This is a genomic window from Neoaquamicrobium sediminum, from assembly GCF_013240295.1.
Classification (GTDB): domain Bacteria; phylum Pseudomonadota; class Alphaproteobacteria; order Rhizobiales; family Rhizobiaceae; genus Aerobium; species Aerobium sediminum.
Genome location: NZ_JABETK010000001.1, coordinates 953,740 through 978,237 on the forward strand (window position 1 = coordinate 953,740; position 24,498 = coordinate 978,237).

Consider the following 24,498-nt stretch of genomic DNA (forward strand, 5'->3'; position numbering starts at 1 on the left):
CCGGCCTCCCAAGCCTTGGCAAGGCCTGCTGACGTCAGGGTGGCAGCAAGGCTGTGCGACGTTCGGCGTCGGGCCAGCCAAGGACAAGGGACAGCGACGCCATGACAATTTCTCCGTTTCATGCGGCTCTCGGATCGGGCGGTCCTGCCGCTGGGATCGCCGGCGACATGAGCCTCTATGGATGGCTGATCGGAAGCTGGGAGATGGATACCGTGCATCACCTCGATGATGGTACAACGGAGAAATCGACCGGGGAAATCCATTTCGGCTGGGTGCTCGAGGGCCGTGCCATCCAGGACATATGGATCAGGCCCAGGCGCCCGGCGCCGTCGACCATGTACGGCACGACGCTGCGTGTTTTCGATCCGGGGATCGACGGCTGGCACATCATATGGAGCGATCCGCTCAACCAGGACTATTCGCGCCAGATCGGCCGGGCCGACGGCAACGACATCGTCCAGGTCGGCGAGGATTCGCGCGGCCTGAAGGCGCGATGGCGCTTTACCGAAATCACGGCCGACAGCTTCCACTGGATCGGCGAGGAGCGCGTATCCGACAAAGATCCCTGGCGGGTGACATACGAGCATTTTGCCCGCAGGACCGCTTCCTGAAACAGAAAAGGGCGGAGAGGTCTGCAATGACCTCTCCGCCCTCTCGGCGTTCCTTTTCCGGCCGGTCGCCTACACGTCGAGGTTGGCGACAGACAGCGCGTTTTCCTGGATGAAGTCGCGCCGCGGCTCGACCTCGTCGCCCATCAGGCGGGCAAAGAGCGAGTCTGCGTCGGTCGCGTCCGTCACCTTGACCTGAAGCAGCGAGCGCACGTTCGGATCGAGCGTCGTTTCCCAGAGCTGCTCGGCATTCATCTCGCCGAGGCCCTTGTAGCGCTGCATGGTCAGCCCCTTGCGGCCGGTTGCAAACACGGCGTCCAGCAGCGCCATCGGCCCCGAAATCGGCTCCGAGGTGTCGCGGCGGCGCAGCACGGGCTGCTTGGCGTAGATTTCCTGCAGCCGGCCCGCATAGCGGTCGATGGCGCGCGCGTCGGCCGAGCCGATCAGCCCGGCATCCAGCGTCACGACCTCGCGCACACCGCGTACGGTGCGTTCGAAGACCAGACCGCCCGCGCCCTCGTTGGACGGATTCACGCGACCTTCCCAGCCACGCTCGGTCTCTTCGGCGATCATGTCGAGGCGTCGGGCGACATAGGCGGCGGCTTCTGCGGCTCGCGCCGGGCTCGACAGCACTTCGGCGTTCAGCGCCCCCGCGATCGCGGCCTGCTCGACGATGGATCGCGAATAGCGCGTATGCAGGCCGTTGATGAGCGTGCGCACGGCAATCGCATCGTCGATGACCGCGCGAAGATCCTGTCCGGCGCGCACTTCTCCGCCGTCCAGTTCCAGCGACGCCTCGTCCAGACCGGACTCGATCAGGAATTCCTCGAAGGAACGCTCGTCCTTGATGTACTGAGCCGACTTGCCGCGGCTGACCTTATAGAGTGGTGGCTGCGCGATATAGAGGTGCCCGCGCTCGATCAGCTCCGGCATCTGCCGGAAGAAGAAGGTCAGAAGCAGGGTGCGAATATGGGCGCCGTCGACGTCGGCGTCGGTCATGATGATGATCTTGTGGTAGCGCAGCTTTTCGGGGTTGAACTCGTCCTTCCCGATGCCCGTACCCAGCGCCGTGATCAGCGTGCCGATCATGTCCGAGCCCAGCATCCGGTCGAAACGCGCGCGCTCGACATTGAGGATCTTGCCGCGCAGCGGCAGGATCGCCTGGTTCTGGCGAGAGCGTCCGGATTTGGCCGAGCCGCCTGCCGAGTCACCCTCGACGATGAAGATTTCGGACTTGGCCGGATCGCGTTCCTGGCAGTCCGCGAGCTTGCCGGGCAGCGACGTGATATCGAGCGCGCCCTTGCGCCGCGTCAGGTCGCGCGCCTTGCGCGCTGCCTCGCGGGCCGCCGCCGCCTCGACCACCTTGCCGATCAGCACCTTCGCCTCGGCGGGGTGCTCCTCGAGCCATGTGTTGAGCGCCTCGTTGACGAGGCTTTCGACCACAGGCCGCACCTCCGACGAGACCAGCTTGTCCTTGGTCTGCGAGGAGAATTTCGGGTCCGGCACCTTCACCGACAGCACCGCCGTCAGGCCCTCCCGGCAGTCGTCGCCGGTGAGCGAGACCTTCTCCTTCTTGGAGATGCCGGAAGACTCCGCATAACCCGTCACCTGGCGCGTCAGCGCGCCGCGGAAGCCGGCAAGATGGGTGCCGCCGTCGCGCTGCGGGATGTTGTTGGTAAAGGCCAGCACGTTCTCGTGGTAGGAATCGTTCCACCACATCGCCACCTCGACGGTGATCCCGTCGCGCTCGGCCCTGATCCCGATCGGCGCGGTAATGAGCGGCTTCTTCGCGCGGTCAAGATATTTGACGAATTCTTCCAGCCCGCCGTCATAATGCAGCTCGACCTGCTTGACGTCGGCATGGCGCATGTCGGTCAGGATGATGCGCACGCCCGAGTTCAGGAAGGCGAGTTCGCGCAGCCGGTGCTCCAGCGTGCCGTAGTCGAATTCGGTCTTCGTGAATGTCTGCGGCGACGGCAGGAAGGTGATCTCGGTGCCCGAACGGCCTTCATAGGTGCCGGGTTGCCGGTTCTCGACGTAGGAGCCTGTCACGGCCAGCGGCGCGTCCGCGTTGCCATGGGTGAAAGTCATCTCGTTGATCTCGCCATCGCGGCGGATCTTCAGCCGAAGCTGGGTCGACAAGGCGTTGACGACCGACACGCCGACGCCATGGAGGCCGCCGGAAACCTTATAGGAATTCTGGTCGAACTTTCCGCCCGCATGGAGCTGCGTCATGATCACTTCGGCAGCGGAAACGCCCTCGCCGGAGTGGATCGCGGTCGGAATGCCGCGCCCGTTGTCGATCACCGTGCACGAACCGTCCGGATTGAGCGTCACCGACACGAGGTCGGCGTGGCCGGCGAGCGATTCGTCGATGGCGTTGTCGACAACCTCGTAGACCATGTGATGCAGGCCGGAGCCGTCATCGGTGTCGCCGATATACATGCCCGGCCGCTTGCGCACCGCGTCGAGGCCCTTGAGGACCTTGATGGAGTCCGCGCCGTACTCGTTGCCGCCGTTGCCGTTTTCGGTCTCGTCGCTCATGAAATTCCAATCTCGCAAAGCCCGGAAATGGAGCACCGGACCGGTGCCGAATCATGCTCCAGAAAGATACCCAGATATAGGTGTTTTGCGGCCCGATTTCCAACAAATGCGCGCTGTTTTGCAGAGGAATGGAGCCGTTTCGGGGACAAAAACCGGCAAAATTCCTGTCCGGCCCGATAATCGGGCCAAACTTCGCAACTCATCGGCCCTGACGGCCTGAACCGCACCACACCGCCTGCTGTAATTCGACGCACTGCTGCGGGCTGCGTGGACTGCCAGCGGGCGGCTTCCTACATTCGGCTTGAACCAAGGATCAGCCGATGACCCAGGCCACGCTCTTCGTACCGCCGGCGCCCAAGCCGCGCACAAAGCCGCCGTCGACGCTCGAGATGATACGGATCGTCTATCGCAATCCGCTCGAATTGTGGGGCGAACCTTCCTACAACGAGCCGTGGATTTCCATCTCCACCGGGATCGGCGGCCCGCTGGTGATCGCCAACGACCCGGCGCTGATCCGTCACATCCTCGTCGACAACGCGAAGAACTACCGGATGGCGCGCGTACGCCAGAAGATTCTGCGCCCGATCCTGCACGATGGCCTACTGACGGCCGAGGGCGAGGTCTGGAAACGGTCGCGCAAGGCGATGGCGCCGGTTTTCACGCCGCGCCACATCGCCGGCTTCGCGGGACCCATGCTGCGCGTGTCGCAGGACTTCGCCGCGCGCTACGAGGACGGCGCGATCGTCGATGTCGCCCGCGATATGACGATGCTGACCTATGAGATCCTGGCCGAGACTCTGTTTTCCGGCGAGATTGCCGGCAATCCAGACGATTTCGCGCACCAGGTCGACCATCTGTTCGAAACGATGGGGCGGGTCGACCCGCTCGACCTGATCGGCGCGCCGGACTGGCTGCCCCGCATCACGCGGCTGCGCGGTCGCAAGGCGCTCGCCTTCTTCCGCGGGCTGGTCGCCGATACGATGCGCATGCGCAAGGCGAAGCTCGCGCGGGACCCGGAAGGCTCGCCCAGCGATTTCCTGACGCTGCTGCTGAAAGCCGAAGGTCCGGAGGGGATTTCGGCATCCGAAATCGAGGACAACATCATCACCTTCATCGGCGCCGGGCACGAAACCACCGCCCGCGCGCTCGGCTGGACGCTGTTCTGCCTTGCCGAAGCACCCGGCGAGCGTGACCGGGTGGAGGCGGAGATCGACGCGGTCGTGGCAAGCACGCCCGATCCCTATGAATGGCTCGGCAAGATGCCTTTCACCCGCGCCGCCTTCGAGGAGGCGATGCGGCTCTATCCGCCGGCGGCCTCGATCAGCCGCGAGGCGATCACGCCCGAGCGCTGGCGCGACCTCGACATCGTGCGCGGCGCCCAAATCCAGATCATGCCATGGACGATCCACCGCCACCGCAAGCTCTGGCACGAGCCGGAAGCGTTCATGCCGGAGCGGTTCCATCCGGACAACCGCGACGCCATCGACCGCTTCCAGTACCTGCCCTTCGGCGCCGGCCCCCGCATCTGCATCGGCGCAAGCTTCGCCATGCAGGAAGCCGTGATCGCGCTCGGCGTCCTGATGTCGCGCTTCCGCTTCGACAGCGTGCCCGAGACGAAGCCATGGCCGGTGCAGAAGCTCACCACCCAACCCCAGGGCGGCCTGCCGATGCGGGTGACGCGGAGGTAGGCTGGCGGCGGCGCCGTCCTCATCCTGATCCAGTCTAAGGCAATGACCAGACCGTAAACGGGGCGTGCTTGCGTGATGAGATGCGGCCATGCAACAGCGTCATCCCGGCCAAGGGAGCGTCAGCGACCGCAGGGCCGGGACCCATTGGCCCGAAGATCATAGGGCCCAGCCCGGCTCTCATCCCGGCGCGTTTCAGCGCTTTCGCGCGAACCTTCAACCCGGCCGCGCTGCTCAATAGGTCCCGGCTCTCCCTCGCTTCGCTCACTCGGCCGGGATGACGGTGGAGAAGTAGCCATAGCTACGCCGCCCTGATCATATCGGCCGCCTTCTCGGCGATCATGATAGTCGGCGCGTTGGTGTTGCCGCCGATCAGCGTCGGCATCACGGAAGCATCGACGACCCGCAACCCCTCCAGCCCCCGCACCCGCAATTGCGGGTCGACGACGGCCTCATCGCCGGTCCCCATGCCGCAGGTGCCGACCGGATGGTAGATCGTGTCGGCGCGGGTGCGGATGTGGCTGAGCAGCTCGTCGTCCGAGACGTCGCCCTGCATGTAAAGCTCCTTGTGTCGGTAACGCGCCATCGCCGGCGCGGCGAGAATTTCGCGCATTTTGCGCGCGCCCTTGACCATAAGCGCCGTATCGCGATCGTCGGAGAGATAGCGCGGATCGATGCGCGGCGGCGACAAAGGATTGGCATCGCCCAGCCCGACCTCGCCGCGCGAGAACGGCCGCAGCACGCAGACATGGCACGAATAGCCGTAGCCGAGGTGCAGCTTTCTGGCGTGGTCGTCGACGATGCCGATGACGAAATGCAGTTGCAGGTCGGGCCGGTCGAGGTCCGGCCGCGACTTGAAGAAGGCGCCTGCCTCGGCCGAGGGCGTGGCGATCATGCCGCCGCCCTCGCGCCGCCAGATGCCGATCTGCTTGAGGATGTTCGTCGTGCCTCGAAGACCGACGCCGACGAGATCAGTCTCCTTCGATTTCCACGAGGCGATGAAGTCGAGATGATCCTGAAGATTGCGGCCGACGCCGGTCAGTTCGTGTCGCACCGCGATGCCGTGGCGCTTCAGCTCGTCAGCCGGCCCGATGCCGGACAGAAGCAGGAGTTGCGGCGACCCGAACGCCCCGCCCGACAGCACCACCTCCCGACGCGCGGAAGCGAGCATGTCCTGCCGGCCCCTGCGATAACGCAGGCCGACGGCGCGCTTCCCGTCGAATTCGATGCCAGTAGCGTGAGCGCCAGTGATGACCGTCAGGTTGGGCCGCACGCCCATATGCGGATGCAGGTAGGCAGCGGCAGCGGAGCAGCGCTCTCCGCGATGCGCACCGTCCCAGAACTGCGTCACCTGATAGTAGCCGGCACCTTCCTGTTCCGGGCCGTTGAAGTCGGTGGTCGTGCGTAGCTGGGACTGCGCGCAGGCTTCGATGAAGGCCCGGCTGATCGATCGCGGGTGCGGCTGGTCGCGCACCTGCAGCGGTCCATCGTTGCCGTGAAGATCGTCTGCGCCGCGCTGGTTGCCCTCGGCACGACGGAAATAGGGAAGCACCTCGTCCCACGACCAGCCGTCGCAGCCGAGATCGGCCCAGCCGTCATAGTCGGAGCGATGGCCGCGCACATAGAGCATAGCGTTGATGGCGCTTGAGCCGCCGAGCGTGCGGCCGCGCGGCTGATAGCCCCGGCGTCCGTTGAGACCCTCCTGCGGCTCGGTGGTGAAGGCCCAGTTGTTGATCTTCGGCCGTCCCGGCAGCATCGCCACGGTGCCCATCGGCGTGCGGATGAGGAAGTCACGGCCCTCGCCGCCTGCCTCTATCAGGCATACCTCGACGGACGGATCTTCCGACAAGCGCGCAGCCAAGGTCGCGCCGGCGGAACCGCCGCCGGCGATGACATAATCATAGGACATCGCTTCCCCTCCCCAGGTGAGCCGCCATTGCCGACGACGAGACGGTAGAGCCGGCCACCGATGCCTGTCCAGTCAAGCAGTCAGGCGAAAGCGAAGATACGGGCCGGACCGCCGGTGCCACCGCGCACCTTTGGCGCGCCGACCACGATAGTTGCGCCCGAGGCCGGCAACGCGCCGAGATTGGCAATGCCCTCGATGCCGTAGCGCCCGGAAGGCAGCCAGGTGTTGTGGACGATGAAGTCCGGCGAAGGCCCGAAGTCGAGAGACAGCGTATCGACCGCGATCGCCTTGGCGGAGGTCTCGTCCATCAGCATCTGCACCGCTTCGACATGGAAACCGGGGAAATGCATGGTCTTGCCATCGTCGCCGACATTGCGGAACTTGTCGGTGGCCACATGCCGGTCCCAACCCGAATTCATCGCAATGCATGCGCCCTCAGGGATGTCGCCGTTCGCCGAAATCCAGGCGGCGATATGATCAGGCGTCACCTGCACGTCGGGGTTCTCCTCGGCTTCGGCGGCAATGTCGATCACCACGAGGGGGCAGATCAGATCTTCTATAGGTAGTTCGGCGACCGACTTGCCATCGGCGGTGAAATGCAGCGGCGCGTCGATATGGGTGCCGGTATGTTCGCTCAGGCGCAGTTCGTAGAGGTTGAAGGTGTCCTTTGCGAAATCGTACTGCTTCTCGAAGAAAAGCTGCTGTCCGCCGAAATAGGTCGGGAACGTATCCCATAGCTCATGCGTGAGGTCGCTCCAGCCGGCTGCGGCGGGCATGGACGCGGCCGGGCTCTGGGCGGCGGCTGAAACCGGCAGTGCGCCCAGTGCTGCGGCCCCTGCCACGGCCGCACCACCCTTGAACAGGCTACGGCGCGACAGCATGTTCTGCTTGACGTTTTCAATGACGCAATGATGGCACATCTTCATTCCCTCTCCGGTCATCGTTTCAACGATGCCGGACAGAATGATCCCCCAACGCGGGTTACGCAAGGTAAGGATGTGCACTACTCAGACGCGCTGGAAGATGTTCTCCACATGCACCGGCCAGCGGCGCGGCAGCACCGCCACCATGTCGAAACGGATCGAGAGACGGGCATGATCGGGCTGGCGCATCAGCCAGAGATCAGCGGCGTCCGCGATACGGCGCTCGCTCAGGTGCCCGATGGCCTCCATGGCCTGCACCAGCGTAGAGCGCACCTTGACCTCGACGATGAGCACGAGGTCGCCGCGCCGTGCGATCAGGTCGATCTCGCCGAGTTTTGTGCGGTAGCGCCGTTCGACGATGCGATAGCCCTTGAGCATTAATGCCAGCGACGCCAGCCACTCACCCCGGCTGCCGCGGCGCAGAGCGCGTTGCCGCCTCGCCCGCACACCGTCAGCCATCGCTCTTGAGCTCCATCAGCCGACGGTAGAGATCGGCCTTGCGCGCGCCGGTCATTTTGGCCGCTTCGCCGGCAGCCCGCGATGCCCCCATCTCGCCGGCCAGCGAAAGCAACAGCGCATCGACATCCTCGACCGTGGAGGCAGCTTCCTGCGGAGGCGCCACGCAGATGACGACCTCGCCCTTGGGCGTGTCTTCTCCGGCATAAGCCTGCGCCAGCGCTGCCAGAGCCCCCTACGCATCTCCTCGAAAGTCTTGGTGAGTTCGCGGCCGATGGCGGCTTCACGGTCGCCCAGCACCTCGGCCATTGCCGCAAGGCAATCGGCGAGCCGGCGCGGCGATTCGTAGAACACCAGCGTTGCCGGCACCGCGCGCAGTTCCTCCAGTCGCGTCTTTCGCTGTCCGGCCTTCACGGGCAGGAACCCGGCAAACAGGAACGTGTCGGACGGCAGTCCCGACGCCGTGAGTGCCGTCAGCAGGGCCGACGCGCCGGGTATCGGCACGACGCGGCCGCCGGCTTCCACGACGTCGCCGACCAGCCGGAAACCGGGATCGGAAACGAGCGGCGTGCCTGCGTCCGAAACCAGCGCGACGCTCTTGCCCGCCAGCACTGCCTCGACCAGCTTCGGCCCTGCCTCGGCCGCGTTGTGCTCGTGATAGGCGGTGGTTCGGCGCCTGATGCCGTAGCGGTCGAGCAACACGCGCGTAACGCGGGTGTCCTCGCAGGCAACAATGTCAGCGGCCGCCAGCGTCTCCAGCGCGCGGATGGTGATGTCGCCGAGATTGCCGATCGGGGTCGCCACCAGATAGAGCGCGGGCTCCAGCCGGCGCGCGGAAAATTCCGCCTGCCCGATCACATAGCTGCGCTTGCCGTCGGTGTCCGCCCGGTCCATCGGCCTATCGTGCCAGATCGGCGACCACCGCGTCGAGCACGATCATGCCGGCCGAGGTTGCGCGCAGGCGCGAGTTGCCGACGGGCGCCACCAGCGCCTCCTCCTGGAGCGTGGCGATGCGGCGCGACGACAGCGGCCGGCCCGAAAGCTGCTCGTAGCGCGCAAGGTCGATGCCTTCGGCAAGCCGCAATCCCATCAGGAGGAATTCGTCGGCCTCCTCCGAACGCGTCAGGACTTCGCCGCCGATCACGCCGTGCCCCTTCGCTTCGACAAGATTAAGCCACGTCTCCGGCATCTTCTCGGTGAAAGTGACGATGCGGTGCCCGTCCTCCAGGAAACGGCCATGGGCGCCAGGGCCGATGCCGACATATTCGCCGTAGCGCCAGTAGACGAGGTTGTGACGGCTCTCGGCCCCCGGCCTTGCGTGGTTCGAGATTTCATAGGCCGGAAGGCCGCGCGCCGCGGTCACCTCCTGCGTCAGCCGGTAAAGATCGGCCGCGTGGTCGGGATCGGGCATCGCGAACTTGCCGGCCGCATGCAGGGCATGGAAGCGCGTGCCTTCCTCGATGGTGAGCTGGTAGAGCGACAGATGATCGGCCGCATAGCCGATGGCTTCGTCCAGTTCCTTCTCCCAGGCATCCATAGACTGGCCGGGCCGGGCGTAGATCAGGTCGAAGGAAAGACGCGGGAAGGTCTCGCGGGCAAGCCGGATCGCGCCCAGCGCCTGCTCCACGTCATGCAGGCGGCCGAGGAAACGCAGGTCGCCATCGTTCAGCGCCTGCACGCCGAGCGAGACGCGATTGACCCCCGCATCGCGATAGCCGCGAAAGCGCGTCGCCTCGACCGAGGACGGGTTTGCCTCCAGCGTCACCTCGATGTCGTCCGGCACGGTCCAGTTGGCGGCGATCGCCTCCAGCACGGCGCCGACGGTCTGCGGCTTCATCAGCGAAGGCGTGCCGCCGCCGAGGAAGATCGACGTTACCTCGCGCGGACCGGTGCGTTGCCGCATCGACGCCATCTCGGCCGCGAATGCGGCAGCGAAACGCTCCTCGTCGACCTTCTGGTGGCGGACATGGCTGTTGAAGTCGCAATAAGGGCACTTGGCCGCACAGAACGGCCAATGAACATAGACGCCGAAGCCGGGCTGCCGGTCGTCGGGCATCACGCCTCGACCAGCATGGCGTTAGCGAAGCGGGCGAAGGCGCGGGCCCGGTGCGACAGGCCGAGGTCGCCACGGCCGGCTTCCCAGGAATGTTTCTGCGAGGCCGGCATCTCGCCGAACGTCTCGTCGTAACCGTCGGGCTTGAAGACCGGGTCGTAGCCGAAGCCGCGCTCGCCGCGTGGCGGCCAGACCAGCGTGCCCTCGACCTCGCCGCGGAAATATTCCGCATGGCCATCCGGCCAGCACAGGCAGAGCACCGCCACGAAGCGCCCGGTGCGGGCGTCCGGGGTCACCGCACCTTTTTCCCGCAAGAGGTCCTCCACCTTGCGCATGGCCATGGCGAAGTCGCGGCCGTCACCGGTCTCCGCCCAGTCGGCCGTGTAGACGCCCGGCGCGCCGTCGAGCGCGTCGACGACAAGCCCGCTGTCGTCGGAGAGCGCCGGCAGCCCGGTTGCCGAAGCCGCGGCATAAGCCTTGATGTAGGCGTTTTCCTCGAAGGTCGTGCCGGTCTCGGCAGGTTCCGGCAGGCCGTAATCTGCGGCCGACCCCGCTTGCAGCCCGAACGGCGCGATTAGCTCGGCGATCTCGGCCAGCTTGCCCTTGTTGTGGCTCGCCACAACGATCTTCGCTGCCTCAAGCTTCCGCATCTAAAGTCCCCAGATCTTCGGGTTTGCGATCTCGATCGAATTGCCTGCCGGATCGCGAAAATAGATCGAGCGCCCGCCCTGAGGCCACTCGAAATCGGCCTCGATGACGATCCCGCGCCCTTCGAGGCGGGTTTTCCACTGCTCTATCTCGTCCTCGGTTCCACGAAAGCACAGATGCCCGGCTCCCCTGGTGCCGTGGGGCGGCACAGGCAGCCGCGCATCGGGTGCCGGCGGCTGGACGGTCTTGTCCGGATCGAAGAGCAGGAGAACCCCATCCCCGCAGCGGAAAAAGACATGGCGGCCTTCCACCTTCGCAATGCGCTCCAGTCCCATCACTTCGGTATAGAAAGCCTCGGCCTCGTCAAGATCATCGACATAGAGCGCGGTTTCGAGGATGCCGTAGGGGGTCATCGCTTCGATCTCAGGCGATCGCCATCTTCTGCAGGTTGACCAGCCGGCTGATGCCGGAGCGCGCGAGCGCCATCAGCGCGGCAAATTCCTCCTCCGAGAAAGGCTCGCCTTCGGCGGTGCCCTGTATCTCGACGATGCCGCCCTTGCCGGTCATGACGAAATTGGCGTCGGTGCCGGCCGAGGAATCCTCGTCATAATCGAGATCGATCACCGGCACGCCATTGTGGATGCCGCAGGAGATGGCGGCCACATGGTCCTTCAGCACCTTGCCGACGCTGACCATCTGGCGCGCTTCCATCCATTTGAGGCAGTCATGCAGCGCCACGAAGCCGCCGGTGATCGCGGCCGTGCGCGTGCCGCCATCGGCCTGCAGCACGTCGCAGTCGACGGTGATCTGCATTTCGCCAAGCGCCTGCAGGTCGACGACCGCGCGCAGCGAACGGCCGATCAGCCGCTGGATCTCGAGCGTGCGGCCGCCCTGCTTGCCGGACGATGCCTCGCGGCGCATGCGCTCGCCGGTCGAGCGCGGCAGCATCCCGTATTCCGCCGTCACCCAGCCCTTGCCTGAATTGCGCATCCAGCCGGGAACGCGCTCCTCGAGGCTGGCGGTACAAAGCACGTGGGTGTCGCCGAACCTGACGAGGCACGAGCCCTCGGCATGTTTGGAAAAGCCGCGTTCGAAGGAGATTGCCCGCATCTCGTCGGGCTGGCGCTTGGATGGCCGCATGGATTCTGTCCGGTCCTGTTCAATGTGCCGGGGCTTGTAGCGGCAGCAACGGCGCGACGCAAAGGAAAAGGCAAACGACGCACGACCTTCACAGCCGTTGCGCCCGCGCAGCCGACGATTATATCCTCCATTGAACGAGACAGGCAGACAATGACCAAGCCAGTGATGGACCAGCAGTTGCAGTCGCTCGACGCACGCTCGCGCGACATCTTCCGGATGATCGTCGACAGCTACCTGCGCGACGGTGAGCCGTTGGGCTCGCGCAACCTGTCGCGGCTGTTGCCGCAATCGCTCTCACCGGCGACGATTCGCAACGTGATGAGCGATCTGGAACAGTTGGGGCTGATTTACGCGCCACACGTTTCGGCCGGACGGTTGCCCACCCAGCAGGGTCTGCGCTTCTTCGTCGACGCCTTCATGGAGGTCGGCGACCTTTCCGACGACGAACGTCGCGTGATCGACGCGCAGGTCAAGGCATCCGGCAGCGGCGCGACGCTGGAGCACATGCTGACCGAAGCGAGCCAGATGCTTTCCGGCATGTCGCGCGGCGCAGGCCTGGTGCTTGCGACCAAGAACGAGGTGCCGCTGAAGCATATCGAGTTCATCCAGCTCGAGCCGAAGCGCGCCCTCGCCGTGATGGTCTCGCAGAACGGGGATGTGGAGAACCGCGTCGTCGAACTGCCGGCTGGTGTCACGGCATCGCAGCTTCACGAGGCGTCGAACTTCCTCAATGCCCACATCCGCGGCCGCACGCTGGCGGAGGCGCGATCGGAGATCGCCAAGCTCAAGGAAGAGACCAAGACAGCGCTCGACGCGCTGTCCCAGGACCTCGTGGAACGCGGACTCGCGATCTGGGCCGGCGCGGAAAGCGGGTTGCCTGCGCGGCTGATCGTGCGCGGCCGGTCCAACCTTCTGGAAAACATAACGGCCGAAGCAGACCTCGACCTGCTGCGCCATCTGTTCGACGATCTGGAAACCAAGGAAGGGCTGATCCAGCTTCTCGACCTCGCAGAGGAAGGCTCCGGCGTGCGCATCTTCATCGGCTCCGAAAACAAGCTCTTCTCGCTGTCGGGTTCGTCGCTGGTGGTCGCGCCCTATCGCGACAAGGATGCCCGCGTCGTCGGCGCGCTGGGCGTGATCGGGCCGACACGGCTCAACTATGCCCGTATCGTGCCGATGGTAGATTACACCGCGCAGGTCATCAGCCGCCTGTTGCGCTAGCGAGGAACCGGACATGTACGGACTGATCGGCAAGATGCGGGCGGTGCCCGGCCAGCGCGACGCCCTTCTCGACCTGCTCCTGGAAGGCAGCGGCGACATGCCCGGCTGCCTCAGCTACATCGTGGCCCGCGACCCCACCGACGGCGATGCGATCTGGGTGACGGAGGTCTGGACTGACGAGGCCAGCCACAAGGCATCGCTTGCGCTGCCTGCCGTTCAGGCCGCAATTGCCAAGGCACGGCCGCTGATTGCCGGTTTCGACAACCACACCGTTACCGAGCCGGTGGCAGGCATCGGCCTGCCCGGATAGGAACCTTTTCCCCTCCCCTTGCATCCGGCTCTTGATTTTCGCGCCCCGAACATCGATATCGGGCGCAACTTTCAAGAACCATTCCAAAGACGGGATCTGGCGATGAGCGAACAGCCAAAAGACGAACGCGCGCCCGAGCAAACCGCGGCAAAGAGCGAGTATGCCGAGACGGCTGCAACCGGTGAGGCCTTCCAGGCCGAAACGGAGGCCGATGCGCAGGGGCAGGCAGCCGATTATGAAGCTGTCGTGCGGCTGGTAAAGGAAAACGAGGAAAAGGAACTTAAGGACCGAGCGCTGCGGCTTGCGGCGGAGATGGAGAACCTGCGCCGGCGCACCCAGCGCGACGTGCAGGACGCCAAGTCCTATGCGATCGCCAATTTCGCGCGCGACATGCTGCAGGTGTCCGACAATCTGCGCCGCGCGCTCGACGCCATTCCGGCCGAGGCCAAGGCTGCGGGCGATGCCGGCTTCACCGCCCTGATCGAAGGCGTCGACATGACAGAGCGTGCGATGCTGTCGGCACTCGAGCGCCATGGCGTCAAGAAGCTCGAACCGATCGGCGAAAAGTTCGATCCGCATTTCCATCAGGCGATGTTCGAGGTGCCCAATCCCGAGGTGCCGGCCAATACGGTCGTGCAGGTTGTGCAGACCGGCTACGTCATCGGCGAGCGCGTCCTGCGCCCGGCCATGGTCGGCGTGGCCAAGGGCGGCCCGAAACAGCCTGCCGAGCAGGCGGCGCCCGCAGAACCCGGCCCGCCGGACCCCCAGGCGGAAAAGGACGCCTGAACAGGACCATCGTCGTCCGATCGAAACTCGTCAGTGCGTCCTTCGAGGCTCGCTGCGCTCGCACCTCAGGATGAGGTAGGTGGGTTGCTCGATCTCACTGCAGCGGGCTCGATGGACGTAATTGGAACGACCTTGAGCCGAAGAGCATCGGGCTCGATGCACTGCGGTCCTCATCCTGAGGTGCGAGCGTAGCGAGCCTCGAAGGACGCGCTGACGCAGGCCCACCGCGGCTCTCGAACCGGCATTGCTACCTTCCACACGCCAAGCCCTTCCGCTAGAGATCGTAGCGGGAGGTCGCGATGGACCAGATCATCTTCCTCGACTATGCCGGCGTCGCGGTGTTTGCCGCGACCGGCGCGCTCGCGGCATCGCGCAAGGAGCTCGATGTCATCGGCTTCCTGTTCCTGGCCAGCGTGACCGGCGTGGGCGGCGGCACGTTCCGCGATCTCATTCTCGACGTGCCGGTGTTCTGGGTGCAGAACCACGACTATCTGCTGGTCTGCGCTGCAATCGCGGTCGCCGTCTACTTCTCGGCTCACCTGATCGAGTCGCGCTACCGTCTGCTGCTGTGGCTCGACGCGGTGGGCCTTGCTGCCTATTGCGTGTTCGGCGCCTGGAAGGGGCTTGTCGTCACCGGTTCGGCGATGGTTGCCATCGTCATGGGCATGCTGACGGCCACCTTCGGCGGCATTCTGCGCGACATTCTTTCAGGCGAGCCATCGGTGCTGCTGCGTCCTGAAATCTACGTCACTTCGGCCATGGCGGGCGCAGTGACCTTTACGGTCCTCGACATCGCCGGACTGCCGCTGCTTTTGTCGGCGGCGCCGGCCTTTCTCGTCGCGTTCGCCATTCGTGGCGGCGCATTGCGCTTCGGCTGGTCTTTCCCGCCCTACAAGAGCCGGCCCGGCCGGCGTCCGGAGGATATCCCGTGAGCGTCAGGCCAGCCGGTGCTGCTGGGCTTCCTCCAGCAGATTCTGGCGCGGGCGCGGGCCGATCTGCTGGATAACCAGCCCGGCGGCCAGCGAACCCAGCGCGCCGCAATCGGCAAGGCTGCGCCCGGCCGTATAACCGTACAGGAACCCGGCCGCATAGAGGTCGCCGGCACCTGTCGTATCGACCAGTTCGGCGATCTCGATGGCCTTGATCGGCACCGTTTCCTCGCCGCGAACGACAACCGAGCCGCGTTCGGAGCGAGTGACTGCGGCAACCTTGCAATCCCTGCGGATCTGATCCAGCCCGGCCTCGAACGAAGACGTCTGGTAAAGCGACTTCAGTTCGCTCTCATTGGCGAAAACGATATCCACCGTGCCGGAGCGCATCAGGTCGAGGAACTCGTCACGGTACCGATCGACGCAAAACGGATCGGATAGCGTCATCGACACTTCATTGCCGGCCGCATGCGCGTGGCGGGCCGCCATGCGGATCGCCTCCTTGGCACGTGGCGGATCCCACAGGTAACCCTCGAAATAGGTCACCTTGGCGCCGCTTGCCTTCTCGGCCTCCACATCTTCCGGTCCGAGCTCGACGCAGGCGCCGAGATAGGTGTTCATCGACCGCTCGCCGTCCGGCGTGACGAAGATCATCGAGCGCGCCGTGGGTGGCTCCCCGGTCAGCGGCCTGGTGTCGAAAGCCACACCCTGCGCGCGGATGTCGTGCGTGTAGATCGTGCCAAGATGATCGTTGGACACCTTGCCGAAATAGGCAGCACGTGCGCCAAAGCTCGCAACGCCTGCAGCCGTGTTGCCCGCGCTGCCGCCCGACGCTTCGATCGCTGGCCCCATGCGGCTGTACAGAAGCTCGGCACGCTCGGCGTCGATGAGGTTCATCGCCCCCTTGATGATGCCGTTGTCGGTGAGGAACGCTTCGTCGCAGCGCGCGATGATGTCCACGATCGCATTGCCGATGCAGAGCACGTCGTACTGGCTCATGAATGTCTCCGAAGTGCCGACAAGCGGTCGCCTGCCAAGCATTGAACATCGGCCGGGTTTAGCCGCTGTGCCCCGAAATGCAAGTCCGCGCGCAAGAAGGCTGTTCATCCAAATCAAACTTGAGTATAGGCGCGCATCCTTTCTGACGTTACGGCAATCCTATGGCCGAAAGCTGGTCCTTTCATTTCGACGGCAAGCATCCCGAACGCCGCTATCGCAGCGGACGCGTGCAGTATCATGACGGCCCGTTTCAAGGCTGGATGGAAGGTTCGGAACTGCGACCGGGATTTCATCTCTATCGCATCAACGGCATTTCCACGCACCGCTATGACCTTGCTCCCAAGGGCGTGATGCAGCGCGGTTCGCTCGTTCTCGGCAATATGCTCGGAGGCGCCGGCTGCGTCAAAACAGGCGACGCTGAAGACCAGAGCTGGCGGGACGACCGCAACTTCTTCGCGCTGACGCCTGAGACGCCGGTTTCCTATCACATTCAGCCCGGCAAGACATGGAGCACAGTGGGTGTCGTACTCGAACCGCAGACGCTGGCGGAACTGACGGCCGGCGACGATCTGCCCGACCTCGCGCGCAACACCATTGATGGTAAATCCCGGCCGTTCAGCATGATGCGGCCGCTTGACGGCCCTGCAACGGCGCAGCTTGCAGACGATATCATCAACATGAACTACCAGGGCAGGATGGGAGAGCTCTACCGTCAGGCCAAGTCAATGGAGTTTCTGGCGCGCCTCCTCGATCTACTCGACACCCCGGCCGACACGCGCGCCCTTTCGGCGCGCGAGAAGATGCGCATCCGTGAAGCGCGCGAACGTCTTCTTGCAGATCTGCGAAACCCGCCCGATCTGCACGAGCTCGCGCATTCCGTCGGCCTGAGCGCCAAACGGCTCAACCAGGGCTTTCGCATGGTCTTCGGCACAACGGTTTTCGATCATCTGCGCGACGCAAGGCTGGACCGGGCGCGGCAGCTTATCGCAGAAGGCATCGACATGCCGTTGAAGCAGCTTGCCTGGGAGTTGGGCTACGGCCATCCGACGAACTTCATAAGTGCCTATCGGCGCCGCTTCGGCATCTCGCCTGCACGGCACCGGCGCGACGGTTTCCCCGAAAACTGACCTGCATCTCCCTCTGCCACCCTATGCGCGCGGGGCAAAAGCTATGCGTGCGTGAATTGCCGTTGCCGATGTCGCGGCGTCGCGACTACTCGTCCGCCATCTGCGAGGCGGCTCCCCGGTCTGCTCGAGCCCCTCGCAGGCAATCGCAGGCGAGACGCAGATGGGCTGGTCAACAACCACTCGGCTTGCTTGCCCGAGGGGCCGGCCCGCACCGCGTCGGGCCGGCCCACAGGCAATTCTTGCGTGGATGCAACGGCCGAACCGCCGCGCCGCAACCCGCTCCTCAATTCATATGCACGGATCATGCTCATGAAAGCATTCATCACTCCTTTCACGCCGCTGCCGGCGTTCCGCTCCGACAGAATTCCCAGACCACCCGTACGGCGGTTGCCATGAACAGGCTCGCAATCCTCGCGCTATGCACCTTGCTCGCCGGATGCAGCCAGACCTCGAAGCCGGCCGGTTCCGGGGCGAGCCCTGTTTCGACCACCAACACCGCGGCTGCGGCAACGTCGCGGGCTGCCCCGGCGCATCAGGCAGCTTCCGCGACCGGCGCCTGCGATACGGCAATCAGGAGCCAGGCCAACTCCGCAATGCTGGGTGGTGCGCTCGGCATGGTCGGTGGCTTCGGTGGTTTCGGGGGACGTGGCGGCATGGTTGCCGCGCAGGTCGCCTCGACCGCCGGCGGTGCGATAGCCAGATCCCAGCAAGCGCAAGCCCAGGCCAATGTGATGCGCGAATGCCAGTCACGACAGGGCTACTAGAGGGACCCCACATGAAACGGATAAAGTTTGCGCTGCTGGCCGCGCTCGCCTCGCTTTTCCTTGCCTCCTATGCAGTCGCACTGGAAAGCAGGCAGGCGGCTATCGTTGCCGACGTGCTGGAGACACTGGCTTCGGAACGCGGCGAACCGGTCTATTACGACGAAGAGGCCGCTGACGACTGGCATGAATTCGACGCCGACGGTGACGGCCTCATTCCCGCTGCCGGCTTCACCCGCGAGAGCTGGCAAGTCGCCTACGAGCAGACGATGAAGGGTCTTATGGCACTGATGCCGCAGTCAGAATTCGACGCCATGTTCGGCAATGTCGAGGAGAAGGTCGCCGCGCTTCATGGCCTGACCGCCGAACAGAAGCGCGAGCTGGCGGGCGACTTCATGGCTGAGGCGGAGCGGGTTAAGGCCTACAGGGCCGAAGGCGCGGCCTTTGCCGAAGCGGTGCGGCCCGTGGCCGGCCGGCTGCGCGCGCTCGGCGATCAGTAGCTCAAGCACGTTCGCCGAGGCGGCGGCGTCGTGCCGGGCCTCCGCATCCCTCAGTGCGGAGGCCCACTTCTTGCAGCGGAGGGAGCGGCTGCCTATCTGCGGATGATGCAGGTGCGCCCATGATCCTCCAAGCAGCATCCGCGGCTCTAGGCCGCCTGTTCACGCCCGAATTCCGTGCAGTCTTCTTCAAGACGCTGGGGCTCACCATTCTCGCGCTCATCGGCCTGTGGTTCGCGATCGGCGGCCTGTTCGACGTACTGGCCCTGCCCACGCTGCAGGAGCTGATGCCCGACCTGCCGGGATGGGCGGCCTGGTTCGGCGTTGCTGCGACATTCGTTGCCGGCCTGATGCTGGCGCTGGGCCTCGGCCTGCTGATCGCGCCGGTGACCGCCATCATCGCCGGCTTCTTCCTTGACGATGTCGCCGAGATCGTCGAACGCGAGGACTATCCGCAGGACGCGCCCGGCAAGGCTCTGCCTCTGATGACGGCGGCAATCGTCTCGGCCAAGTTCCTCGGCCTCGTCTTGCTCGGCAATCTCCTGGCGCTGCTTCTGCTGCTGGTGCCGGGCGTCAATCTCATCGCGTTCTTTGTCGTCAACGGCTATCTGCTCGGCCGGGAATTCTTCGAGTTCGCGGCCATGCGCTTCCGCAGCGAGGCCGATGCGAAGGCCCTGCGCCGCCGCAATGCCGGCACGGTGTTCGGCGCCGGGCTGTTGATCGCTGCCGTCCTGTCCGTACCCATCGTCAACCTGCTCGCGCCGCTGTTCGCCGCAGCGATGATGGTGCACCTGCACAAGCTGGTGTCGATCCGCGAGAATGGACCGGCGGCGGCTGTTGCGCGCGCTTCCTGACCGGTCAGTCGGTTCCGCCGTTCCACTTCATGTTCATGTAGACATCGCCACGCTTCAGCTCGTCCAGCATCTGGTCGAGACGTTTGCGCCGCGTCTGCTCGCGCGCGGGGCTTGCGATCCAACGGAGATAATCGTTGCGCTGGTAGGCAGGACGCGCGTCGTAGCTTGCCATCAATCCGTCTTCTTCAAGCGCGTCGCGCACGAAGGCGGGCATCGGGTGCAGGGGGCGTTTCAGGACCATGGACGGAATTTATCGCCGCGAGAATGGCAGGCAAGGTGCCTCGCGCTCGTTCCTGCCATCGCTGTCTGCACCGCCACCGCGTCTTGACAGCGGAAAGATTCGTATCTATCCAATCTTTACGTTGTAAACATTTGTCCGAGGGGACTCACCCGATGACCGATCTCATTCTGGCCATCCTCCATCACCTGCTCGTTTTTGCGCTGTTTTCCATCTTCGCGGTTCAGATGACGCTCGTGCGCCCGGGGCTGGAAGCCTCCACTGTCAGCCGCCTCGCGCGACTGGACGGCGCCTATGGCGGCATCGCGCTGGCGGTCATCATCGTCGGTTTCGCGCGGGCGATCTTCGGTCTCAAGGGATGGGACTACTACAGCACCTACTGGGTATTCTGGGCCAAGCTCGGCGCCTTTCTGCTAGTCGGCCTGCTGTCGGTGCCGCCGACGCTTCGCTTCCGCCGCTGGCTCGGCGCTGCCAGGGCCGACGCAGGCTACATCGTACCGGACGACGAGGTCGGCGCGGTTAGAACGTGGCTCGGCCGCGAAGGGCTGGTCCTGCTGTTGATCCCCATTCTGGCGGCAATGCTGGCGCGCGGTATCGGCTACTGAGCCGCCAAAGGCTCGGGATCGCCGATCGGCACCAGCGGCGCGGGGGTGGAAGTGGTCTTTTCCGGCGATTTGCAGATGTCGGCGATAACGCAGGCCGGACAATCCGGCTTGCGCGCCTTGCAGACGTAGCGGCCGTGCAGGATCAGCCAGTGATGCGCATGGCGCATGTATTTGTCGGGGATGATGCGCACGAGCGTGTCTTCCACCTGCTCGGGCGTCTTGCCCGGCGCAAGACCGATGCGGTTGCCGATCCGCAATATGTGGGTGTCGACCGCCATGGTCGGCTGTCCGAAGGACATGTTGAGCACCACATTCGCGGTCTTGCGGCCGACGCCGGGCAGCGTCACCAGCTCCTCGCGGGTCTGTGGCACCTCGCCGCCGAAATCGCGTATCAGCCCCTGCGATAGTGCGATGACGTTGCGGGCCTTGTTGCGCCAGAGCCCGATGGTGCGAATGTGTTGACCGACCGCCTCCTCGCCCAGCGCACGCATCTTTTCGGGCGTATCGGCGACTGCGAACAGCGCCCGCGTGGCGCGGTTGACGCCGGCATCCGTCGCCTGCGCCGACAGCACCACCGCCACCAGCAACGTGAACGCATTGACGTGCTCGAGCTCGCCCTTCGGCTCGGTGCGCTGCACGGAAAAACGACGGAAAATCTCGTCGATCTCCTGCGGCGTGTAGAGGGTCCGGCGGCGACGGCTTGCAGCGGGCCGCTTGCGCTGCGACGCCGCGGCCGCCTTTTTGCTCTTGGGCTTTTCCATGGGCACTCTATACTCCGTGCCATGGACGAAACGAAAGCCGCAGACGAGCCGATTTTCCGCGCGCTGCTGACCCCCTACCGCTCATTGGGGCGGACGGGTTTCATCGTACTGATGAGCGTGCTCGGCGTGATCTGGCTCGGCACCGGCCTGTTCTTCATGTCGATAGGCGCATGGCCGGTCTTCGGCTTCTTCGGGCTCGACATGGTGGCAATCTATGTCGCCTTCCGGCTGAACTACCGCGCCGCGCGGGTGCGTGAGGAGGTGTCGGTGTCACGCAGCGCGCTCGACATCCGCAAGATCGCGCCGTCCGGTCAGACCGAGGCGCACCACTTCAACCCCTTCTGGGCACGGTTCCGCGTCGCGCGCCACGACGAGATCGGCATCACCGACATGGCCGTCGAAGGCGAAGGAAAACGGGTCGGAATCGGCTCGTTCCTCAACCCGGACGACCGCGAGAGTTTCGCAACCGCCTTCGGCCGCGCACTCGCCACGGCCAAGGCCGGATAAGGCAGGAATCGGGTGGCGAAGACGACCGTACAAAACGATATTGGCGTTCAAGGAGATATTGCCATGAACGCACAGACCGCCATCCTGCAACGCGACGTGACGCCGGTCGGCAACGACTATGAGGTCGTTCGGCGCGCAATCGAGAAGATCAGCCTCGACTATCGCGACCAGCCGTCGCTGGAAGAGCTCGCCGCAGATGTCGGCGATACGCCGACCGGGCTGCAGAAGCTGTTCACCCGCTGGGCCGGACTTTCTCCCAAGGGCTTCTTGCAGGCGGTGACGCTCGACCACGCCCGACGGCTGCTCGACCAGGGCATGCCGCTTCTCGACACCGCCTTCGAGGTCGGCATGTCGGGGCCGGGGCGGCTGCACGACCTGTTCGTCACCCACGAGGCAATGTCGCCCGGCGACTACAAGAGCCGCGGCAAGGGCCTGACCATCCGCTACGGCTATCACCTGTCGCCGTTCGGCATCGCGCTCGTCATGGTCACCGATCGGGGGCTTGCCGGCCTTGCCTTCTGCGACCACGGCGGAGAGCGGGCCGCGTTCGAGGATATGTCCGGGCGCTGGCCGAACGCGACCTATGTCGAAGACCTTTCGGCAACGACGCCCTATGCCGGGCGCGTCTTCGAACCGTCGCGCTGGCGGGCCGACGAGCCGTTGCGCGTGGTGCTGATCGGAACCGACTTCCAGGTCCGCGTATGGGAAGCGCTGCTCAAGATCCCGATGAACCGGGCGCGCACCTATTCGTCGATCGCGGCCGAAATCGGCAATCCGACTGCCAGTCGGGCGGTTGGCGCGGCCGTTGGGGCCAATCCGGTTTCCTTCGTGGTGCCCTGCCATCGGGCGCTGGGCAAGTCAGGCGCCCTCACCGGCTACCACTGGGGCCTGACGCGCAAGCGCGCCATTCTCGGCTGGGAGGCCGGCCACGCAACGATCTGACCGGCTTACCCCGCGCGGCCAAATCGGCTAAAGCCTCCCCGGACACCACCCAGGGAGGCTTTTCTTCGTGATAACCGTCATCGGCTCCGCCAATCTCGACCTGATCGCCACCGTCGATCGCCTGCCCCGGCCGGGCGAAACGGTTCTCGGCGACGGCTTCTCCACGGCGCCTGGCGGCAAGGGCGCCAATCAGGCGCTTGCAGCGCGGCGCGCCGGCGCGGATGTGCGGATGGTCGGGGCGGTCGGTCAGGACGCCTTTGCGGACCAGGCGTTGGCGCTGCTGCAGGAAGGCGTCGTCGACCTGTCCCAGATGCGCCGGGCCGAAACTGCCACGGGCATTGCTGTGATCCTGGTCGAAGCCGCGGGCGAGAACGTGATCGCTATCGTGCCCGGCGGCAACGGCACGGTTTCACCTTCCGACGTCGCGGCAGCAAAGCTGTCGGCCGACGATTTCCTGATGATGCAGCTCGAAATCCCGCTCGACGCAGTCGAAGCGGCGCTTGCCGCGGCACGACTGGCCGGCGCACCGTCGATGCTCAACACCGCGCCTTTCCGCGCCGAGGCCAGTGGGCTGCTCGCCGAGGCGGACTATGTTGTAGCCAACGAGACCGAGTTCGACCTCTACGCCGAAGCGCTCGACCTCGCTGGCGACGAGCGCGAAGCCAGGATGCGCGATTTCTGCGCACGCACCGGGCGCATCGTTGTCGTCACGCTGGGTGCGGAAGGCGTCATGGCCGCCACGCCGGACGGCGTTGTTCGCGCGCGCGGCCTCGCCATCACGCCGATTGATACGGTGGGCGCAGGCGACACCTTCTGCGGTTATCTGGCTGCCAGCCTTGAGCGGGGGCTTGAGCTTGAAGAGGCGCTGCGGCGCGCGGCAGCCGCCGGCTCGCTTGCCTGCCTGAAACCCGGCGCACAGCCGGCCATACCCTTTGCCGCCGAGATCGACGAGGCGCTGAAAGCGAATTGAACCACATCCGGACTCGTGCAAGCTTGCGCCTTCCGGAGGACGTCCATGAACCCTGAAGCCTATTTCGCCTATCTCGCCGTCTGTCTGGTCGCGATCATCGTTCCCGGCCCGACCAACACGCTCATCGTCGCCAACGGCATGCGCCACGGCACCAGGGCGGGGCTGCTCAACGTCGCCGGAACGCAGGCGGGGCTGGCGCTGATGCTGGCGATCGCGGGTTTCGGGCTGACATCGGTGGTCGAGACCGCCGGTCACTGGTTCGAATGGATCAAGTTGCTGGGCGCGGCCTATCTGATCTGGGTCGGATGGCAGATGATCCGTGCCGGCGGCCGCATCGATAATTCACCAACGGCCCGCAAGCCGCGCGGCGGCTTTTTCATGCAGGGTCTGCTGGTCTGCCTCGGCAATCCCAAGCAGCTTCTGTTCTTTGGCGCGCTGCTGCCGCAGTTCATCGATCCGGCGGCCGACCACGCGATGCAGATCGCGATACTCGGCGTCACCGCGCTTTCGCTCGCCGCCCTTTGCGACGGCGCCTATGCGCTCGCTTCCGGCCGGATCGGCCGCGCGCTTTCCGAGCGCGTCGTCAGAACCATTACCCGCGTCAGCGGCGGAATGCTGATCGGCGGCGGGCTCTGGCTCGCTTTCTCGCGGGCGAAATAGGACCGCCGGAAAGGAAAGACGTGCCGTCGCTCAGCCTGCGCATCAATCTCGATCCCGAAGGTCGCATCGGGCCGGGCAAGATCGAACTCCTGGAGCATATCGCATCCTTCGGCTCGATCTCGGCCGGCGCCCGGCAGATGAACATGTCTTACAAGCATGCCTGGGACCTCGTGGAGGAGATGAACCAGCTCTTCGGCAAGCCGGTGCTCGACACGCAGAAAGGCGGCCAGCGAGGCGGCGGCGCGCAACTGACCCCGACAGGCCTTGCCTTAGTCAGCCGGTTTCGCGCCATCGAACGGGCGGCGCTCGCCGCCGCCGAGCCGCACATGGTCGCGTTGCAATCCGAGATCGGCGAGGACTGATCC

Annotated in this window: 29 protein-coding genes; 16 read left to right on the plus strand and 13 right to left on the minus strand. The window is 65.1% G+C overall.

Translation table 11 applies throughout. The features are described 5' to 3' along the window. Positions 1-101: 101 nt before the first annotated feature. Positions 102-611, plus strand: a complete 510-nt coding sequence (locus HK436_RS04505; RefSeq protein ID WP_173187664.1) for a hypothetical protein — start codon at positions 102-104, stop codon at positions 609-611. Between the two features lie 69 nt (positions 612-680). Here HK436_RS04505 and gyrB read toward each other — a convergent pair whose 3' ends face one another. Next, positions 681-3,152 carry a DNA topoisomerase (ATP-hydrolyzing) subunit B gene (gyrB, locus tag HK436_RS04510; RefSeq protein WP_173187666.1) on the minus strand — a complete coding sequence of 824 codons (2,472 nt, stop codon included), beginning with the start codon at positions 3,150-3,152 and terminating at the stop codon, positions 681-683. A gap of 320 nt (positions 3,153-3,472) precedes the next feature. Here gyrB and HK436_RS04515 point away from each other — a divergent pair, with 320 nt between their 5' ends. Then, on the plus strand, positions 3,473-4,840 hold the full coding sequence (locus HK436_RS04515) for a cytochrome P450 (RefSeq protein ID WP_173187668.1): 1,368 nt from the start codon (positions 3,473-3,475) through the stop codon (positions 4,838-4,840). 298 nt (positions 4,841-5,138) lie between these two features. Here HK436_RS04515 and HK436_RS04520 read toward each other — a convergent pair whose 3' ends face one another. From HK436_RS04520 to rph, 9 genes are all read right to left on the minus strand, one after another. Beyond that, positions 5,139-6,746: a GMC family oxidoreductase gene (locus tag HK436_RS04520; RefSeq protein WP_173187670.1), complete on the minus strand. Its 1,608-nt coding sequence runs from the start codon at positions 6,744-6,746 to the stop codon at positions 5,139-5,141. Positions 6,747-6,826: 80 nt separating this feature from the next. Then, on the minus strand, positions 6,827-7,666 hold the full coding sequence (locus HK436_RS04525) for a cyclase family protein (protein ID WP_173189930.1): 840 nt from the start codon (positions 7,664-7,666) through the stop codon (positions 6,827-6,829). Between the two features lie 87 nt (positions 7,667-7,753). After that, a complete protein-coding gene (locus HK436_RS04530; RefSeq protein WP_173187672.1) occupies positions 7,754-8,128 on the minus strand; it encodes a YraN family protein in 375 nt (124 codons plus the stop codon). Next, complete coding sequence (locus HK436_RS34085) at positions 8,121-8,219, minus strand: hypothetical protein (RefSeq protein WP_512770944.1); 99 nt, start codon at positions 8,217-8,219, stop codon at positions 8,121-8,123. Before HK436_RS34085 ends, HK436_RS04530 begins: the two co-directional genes overlap by 8 nt. Beyond that, the gene (rsmI, locus tag HK436_RS04535) at positions 8,180-9,019 is read right to left on the minus strand and encodes a 16S rRNA (cytidine(1402)-2'-O)-methyltransferase (protein ID WP_512770950.1); all 840 of its coding nucleotides are present in this window, start codon (positions 9,017-9,019) and stop codon (positions 8,180-8,182) included. The genes HK436_RS34085 and rsmI overlap by 40 nt, the downstream gene beginning before the upstream one ends. A 4-nt stretch (positions 9,020-9,023) precedes the next feature. Next, positions 9,024-10,181 carry a radical SAM family heme chaperone HemW gene (hemW, locus tag HK436_RS04540; protein ID WP_173187674.1) on the minus strand — a complete coding sequence of 386 codons (1,158 nt, stop codon included), beginning with the start codon at positions 10,179-10,181 and terminating at the stop codon, positions 9,024-9,026. Next, on the minus strand, positions 10,181-10,828 hold the full coding sequence (locus HK436_RS04545; RefSeq protein ID WP_173187676.1) for a non-canonical purine NTP pyrophosphatase: 648 nt from the start codon (positions 10,826-10,828) through the stop codon (positions 10,181-10,183). The genes hemW and HK436_RS04545 overlap by 1 nt, the downstream gene beginning before the upstream one ends. Then, complete coding sequence (locus tag HK436_RS04550) at positions 10,829-11,239, minus strand: VOC family protein (RefSeq protein WP_173187678.1); 411 nt, start codon at positions 11,237-11,239, stop codon at positions 10,829-10,831. A 10-nt stretch (positions 11,240-11,249) separates the two neighbouring features. After that, positions 11,250-11,966 (minus strand): ribonuclease PH, encoded by a 717-nt coding sequence (gene rph, locus HK436_RS04555; protein ID WP_173187680.1) that lies wholly within the window; start codon positions 11,964-11,966, stop codon positions 11,250-11,252. A 150-nt stretch (positions 11,967-12,116) separates the two neighbouring features. Here rph and hrcA point away from each other — a divergent pair, with 150 nt between their 5' ends. The 4 genes from hrcA (at position 12,117) to HK436_RS04575 (ending at position 15,215) form a co-directional block, all read left to right on the plus strand. Next, positions 12,117-13,187: a heat-inducible transcriptional repressor HrcA gene (gene hrcA, locus HK436_RS04560; RefSeq protein ID WP_173187682.1), complete on the plus strand. Its 1,071-nt coding sequence runs from the start codon at positions 12,117-12,119 to the stop codon at positions 13,185-13,187. A gap of 13 nt (positions 13,188-13,200) precedes the next feature. Continuing rightward, the gene (locus HK436_RS04565; protein ID WP_173187684.1) at positions 13,201-13,497 is read left to right on the plus strand and encodes a putative quinol monooxygenase; all 297 of its coding nucleotides are present in this window, start codon (positions 13,201-13,203) and stop codon (positions 13,495-13,497) included. Positions 13,498-13,599: 102 nt separating this feature from the next. After that, on the plus strand, positions 13,600-14,283 hold the full coding sequence (gene grpE / locus HK436_RS04570; protein WP_173187686.1) for a nucleotide exchange factor GrpE: 684 nt from the start codon (positions 13,600-13,602) through the stop codon (positions 14,281-14,283). A gap of 299 nt (positions 14,284-14,582) precedes the next feature. Continuing rightward, entirely contained in the window at positions 14,583-15,215 is a 633-nt protein-coding gene (locus HK436_RS04575) for a trimeric intracellular cation channel family protein (RefSeq protein WP_173187688.1), read from the plus strand. A 3-nt stretch (positions 15,216-15,218) separates the two neighbouring features. Here the strand turns inward: HK436_RS04575 and HK436_RS04580 are convergent, their stop codons facing one another. Then, positions 15,219-16,211: an adenosine kinase gene (locus tag HK436_RS04580; protein ID WP_173187690.1), complete on the minus strand. Its 993-nt coding sequence runs from the start codon at positions 16,209-16,211 to the stop codon at positions 15,219-15,221. Between the two features lie 161 nt (positions 16,212-16,372). Here HK436_RS04580 and HK436_RS04585 point away from each other — a divergent pair, with 161 nt between their 5' ends. The 4 genes from HK436_RS04585 to HK436_RS04600 all read left to right on the plus strand — a co-directional run bounded on the left by HK436_RS04585 (position 16,373) and on the right by HK436_RS04600 (position 19,450). Further along, positions 16,373-17,338 carry a helix-turn-helix domain-containing protein gene (locus HK436_RS04585; RefSeq protein WP_173187692.1) on the plus strand — a complete coding sequence of 322 codons (966 nt, stop codon included), beginning with the start codon at positions 16,373-16,375 and terminating at the stop codon, positions 17,336-17,338. Positions 17,339-17,730: 392 nt separating this feature from the next. Further along, positions 17,731-18,102 (plus strand): hypothetical protein, encoded by a 372-nt coding sequence (locus HK436_RS04590; protein ID WP_173187694.1) that lies wholly within the window; start codon positions 17,731-17,733, stop codon positions 18,100-18,102. Positions 18,103-18,113: 11 nt separating this feature from the next. Next, positions 18,114-18,599 carry a hypothetical protein gene (locus tag HK436_RS04595; RefSeq protein ID WP_173187695.1) on the plus strand — a complete coding sequence of 162 codons (486 nt, stop codon included), beginning with the start codon at positions 18,114-18,116 and terminating at the stop codon, positions 18,597-18,599. A 119-nt stretch (positions 18,600-18,718) separates the two neighbouring features. Next, positions 18,719-19,450 (plus strand): sulfate transporter family protein, encoded by a 732-nt coding sequence (locus tag HK436_RS04600; protein WP_173187697.1) that lies wholly within the window; start codon positions 18,719-18,721, stop codon positions 19,448-19,450. A gap of 4 nt (positions 19,451-19,454) precedes the next feature. Here HK436_RS04600 and HK436_RS04605 read toward each other — a convergent pair whose 3' ends face one another. After that, the gene (locus HK436_RS04605) at positions 19,455-19,691 is read right to left on the minus strand and encodes a YdeI/OmpD-associated family protein (RefSeq protein WP_173187699.1); all 237 of its coding nucleotides are present in this window, start codon (positions 19,689-19,691) and stop codon (positions 19,455-19,457) included. Between the two features lie 152 nt (positions 19,692-19,843). Here HK436_RS04605 and HK436_RS04610 point away from each other — a divergent pair, with 152 nt between their 5' ends. Then, positions 19,844-20,293: a DUF2214 family protein gene (locus HK436_RS04610; protein WP_173187701.1), complete on the plus strand. Its 450-nt coding sequence runs from the start codon at positions 19,844-19,846 to the stop codon at positions 20,291-20,293. Here the strand turns inward: HK436_RS04610 and nth are convergent. After that, complete coding sequence (gene nth / locus HK436_RS04615) at positions 20,287-21,054, minus strand: endonuclease III (RefSeq protein ID WP_173187703.1); 768 nt, start codon at positions 21,052-21,054, stop codon at positions 20,287-20,289. The two genes, HK436_RS04610 and nth, sit on opposite strands and share 7 nt — an antisense overlap. A 21-nt stretch (positions 21,055-21,075) precedes the next feature. Between nth and HK436_RS04620 the strand changes: the two genes are divergently transcribed. The 5 genes from HK436_RS04620 to HK436_RS04640 all read left to right on the plus strand — a co-directional run bounded on the left by HK436_RS04620 (position 21,076) and on the right by HK436_RS04640 (position 24,495). Further along, positions 21,076-21,561: a DUF2244 domain-containing protein gene (locus tag HK436_RS04620; RefSeq protein WP_173187705.1), complete on the plus strand. Its 486-nt coding sequence runs from the start codon at positions 21,076-21,078 to the stop codon at positions 21,559-21,561. 63 nt (positions 21,562-21,624) lie between these two features. Next, positions 21,625-22,503 (plus strand): methylated-DNA--[protein]-cysteine S-methyltransferase, encoded by an 879-nt coding sequence (locus HK436_RS04625; RefSeq protein ID WP_173187706.1) that lies wholly within the window; start codon positions 21,625-21,627, stop codon positions 22,501-22,503. A 67-nt stretch (positions 22,504-22,570) separates the two neighbouring features. Then, positions 22,571-23,473 (plus strand): ribokinase, encoded by a 903-nt coding sequence (locus HK436_RS04630; RefSeq protein WP_173187708.1) that lies wholly within the window; start codon positions 22,571-22,573, stop codon positions 23,471-23,473. Between the two features lie 45 nt (positions 23,474-23,518). Further along, the gene (locus tag HK436_RS04635) at positions 23,519-24,133 is read left to right on the plus strand and encodes a LysE family translocator (RefSeq protein ID WP_173187710.1); all 615 of its coding nucleotides are present in this window, start codon (positions 23,519-23,521) and stop codon (positions 24,131-24,133) included. Positions 24,134-24,153: 20 nt separating this feature from the next. Further along, positions 24,154-24,495 (plus strand): winged helix-turn-helix domain-containing protein, encoded by a 342-nt coding sequence (locus HK436_RS04640; RefSeq protein WP_173187712.1) that lies wholly within the window; start codon positions 24,154-24,156, stop codon positions 24,493-24,495. Positions 24,496-24,498: the final 3 nt, after the last annotated feature.

What these genes read in the sequence shown, in the direction of transcription:
- HK436_RS04525 (WP_173189930.1), bottom strand. Translation starts at nt 7,666, where the DNA reads ATGTGCCATCATTGCGTCATTGAAAACGTCAAGCAGAACATGCTGTCG.
- HK436_RS04620 (WP_173187705.1), top strand. Translation starts at nt 21,076, where the DNA reads ATGGACGAAACGAAAGCCGCAGACGAGCCGATTTTCCGCGCGCTGCTG.
- HK436_RS04600 (WP_173187697.1), top strand. Translation starts at nt 18,719, where the DNA reads ATGATCCTCCAAGCAGCATCCGCGGCTCTAGGCCGCCTGTTCACGCCC.
- hemW (WP_173187674.1), bottom strand. Translation starts at nt 10,181, where the DNA reads ATGCCCGACGACCGGCAGCCCGGCTTCGGCGTCTATGTTCATTGGCCG.
- HK436_RS04580 (WP_173187690.1), bottom strand. Translation starts at nt 16,211, where the DNA reads ATGAGCCAGTACGACGTGCTCTGCATCGGCAATGCGATCGTGGACATC.
- hrcA (WP_173187682.1), top strand. Translation starts at nt 12,117, where the DNA reads ATGACCAAGCCAGTGATGGACCAGCAGTTGCAGTCGCTCGACGCACGC.
- HK436_RS04605 (WP_173187699.1), bottom strand. Translation starts at nt 19,691, where the DNA reads ATGGTCCTGAAACGCCCCCTGCACCCGATGCCCGCCTTCGTGCGCGAC.
- HK436_RS04545 (WP_173187676.1), bottom strand. Translation starts at nt 10,828, where the DNA reads ATGCGGAAGCTTGAGGCAGCGAAGATCGTTGTGGCGAGCCACAACAAG.
- HK436_RS04635 (WP_173187710.1), top strand. Translation starts at nt 23,519, where the DNA reads ATGAACCCTGAAGCCTATTTCGCCTATCTCGCCGTCTGTCTGGTCGCG.
- HK436_RS04505 (WP_173187664.1), top strand. Translation starts at nt 102, where the DNA reads ATGACAATTTCTCCGTTTCATGCGGCTCTCGGATCGGGCGGTCCTGCC.
- HK436_RS04625 (WP_173187706.1), top strand. Translation starts at nt 21,625, where the DNA reads ATGAACGCACAGACCGCCATCCTGCAACGCGACGTGACGCCGGTCGGC.
- HK436_RS04595 (WP_173187695.1), top strand. Translation starts at nt 18,114, where the DNA reads ATGAAACGGATAAAGTTTGCGCTGCTGGCCGCGCTCGCCTCGCTTTTC.
- HK436_RS04565 (WP_173187684.1), top strand. Translation starts at nt 13,201, where the DNA reads ATGTACGGACTGATCGGCAAGATGCGGGCGGTGCCCGGCCAGCGCGAC.
- nth (WP_173187703.1), bottom strand. Translation starts at nt 21,054, where the DNA reads ATGGAAAAGCCCAAGAGCAAAAAGGCGGCCGCGGCGTCGCAGCGCAAG.
- HK436_RS34085 (WP_512770944.1), bottom strand. Translation starts at nt 8,219, where the DNA reads ATGGGGGCATCGCGGGCTGCCGGCGAAGCGGCCAAAATGACCGGCGCG.
- rsmI (WP_512770950.1), bottom strand. Translation starts at nt 9,019, where the DNA reads ATGGACCGGGCGGACACCGACGGCAAGCGCAGCTATGTGATCGGGCAG.
- grpE (WP_173187686.1), top strand. Translation starts at nt 13,600, where the DNA reads ATGAGCGAACAGCCAAAAGACGAACGCGCGCCCGAGCAAACCGCGGCA.
- rph (WP_173187680.1), bottom strand. Translation starts at nt 11,966, where the DNA reads ATGCGGCCATCCAAGCGCCAGCCCGACGAGATGCGGGCAATCTCCTTC.
- HK436_RS04530 (WP_173187672.1), bottom strand. Translation starts at nt 8,128, where the DNA reads ATGGCTGACGGTGTGCGGGCGAGGCGGCAACGCGCTCTGCGCCGCGGC.
- HK436_RS04550 (WP_173187678.1), bottom strand. Translation starts at nt 11,239, where the DNA reads ATGACCCCCTACGGCATCCTCGAAACCGCGCTCTATGTCGATGATCTT.
- HK436_RS04610 (WP_173187701.1), top strand. Translation starts at nt 19,844, where the DNA reads ATGACCGATCTCATTCTGGCCATCCTCCATCACCTGCTCGTTTTTGCG.
- HK436_RS04520 (WP_173187670.1), bottom strand. Translation starts at nt 6,746, where the DNA reads ATGTCCTATGATTATGTCATCGCCGGCGGCGGTTCCGCCGGCGCGACC.
- HK436_RS04590 (WP_173187694.1), top strand. Translation starts at nt 17,731, where the DNA reads ATGAACAGGCTCGCAATCCTCGCGCTATGCACCTTGCTCGCCGGATGC.
- HK436_RS04515 (WP_173187668.1), top strand. Translation starts at nt 3,473, where the DNA reads ATGACCCAGGCCACGCTCTTCGTACCGCCGGCGCCCAAGCCGCGCACA.
- HK436_RS04575 (WP_173187688.1), top strand. Translation starts at nt 14,583, where the DNA reads ATGGACCAGATCATCTTCCTCGACTATGCCGGCGTCGCGGTGTTTGCC.
- HK436_RS04585 (WP_173187692.1), top strand. Translation starts at nt 16,373, where the DNA reads ATGGCCGAAAGCTGGTCCTTTCATTTCGACGGCAAGCATCCCGAACGC.
- gyrB (WP_173187666.1), bottom strand. Translation starts at nt 3,152, where the DNA reads ATGAGCGACGAGACCGAAAACGGCAACGGCGGCAACGAGTACGGCGCG.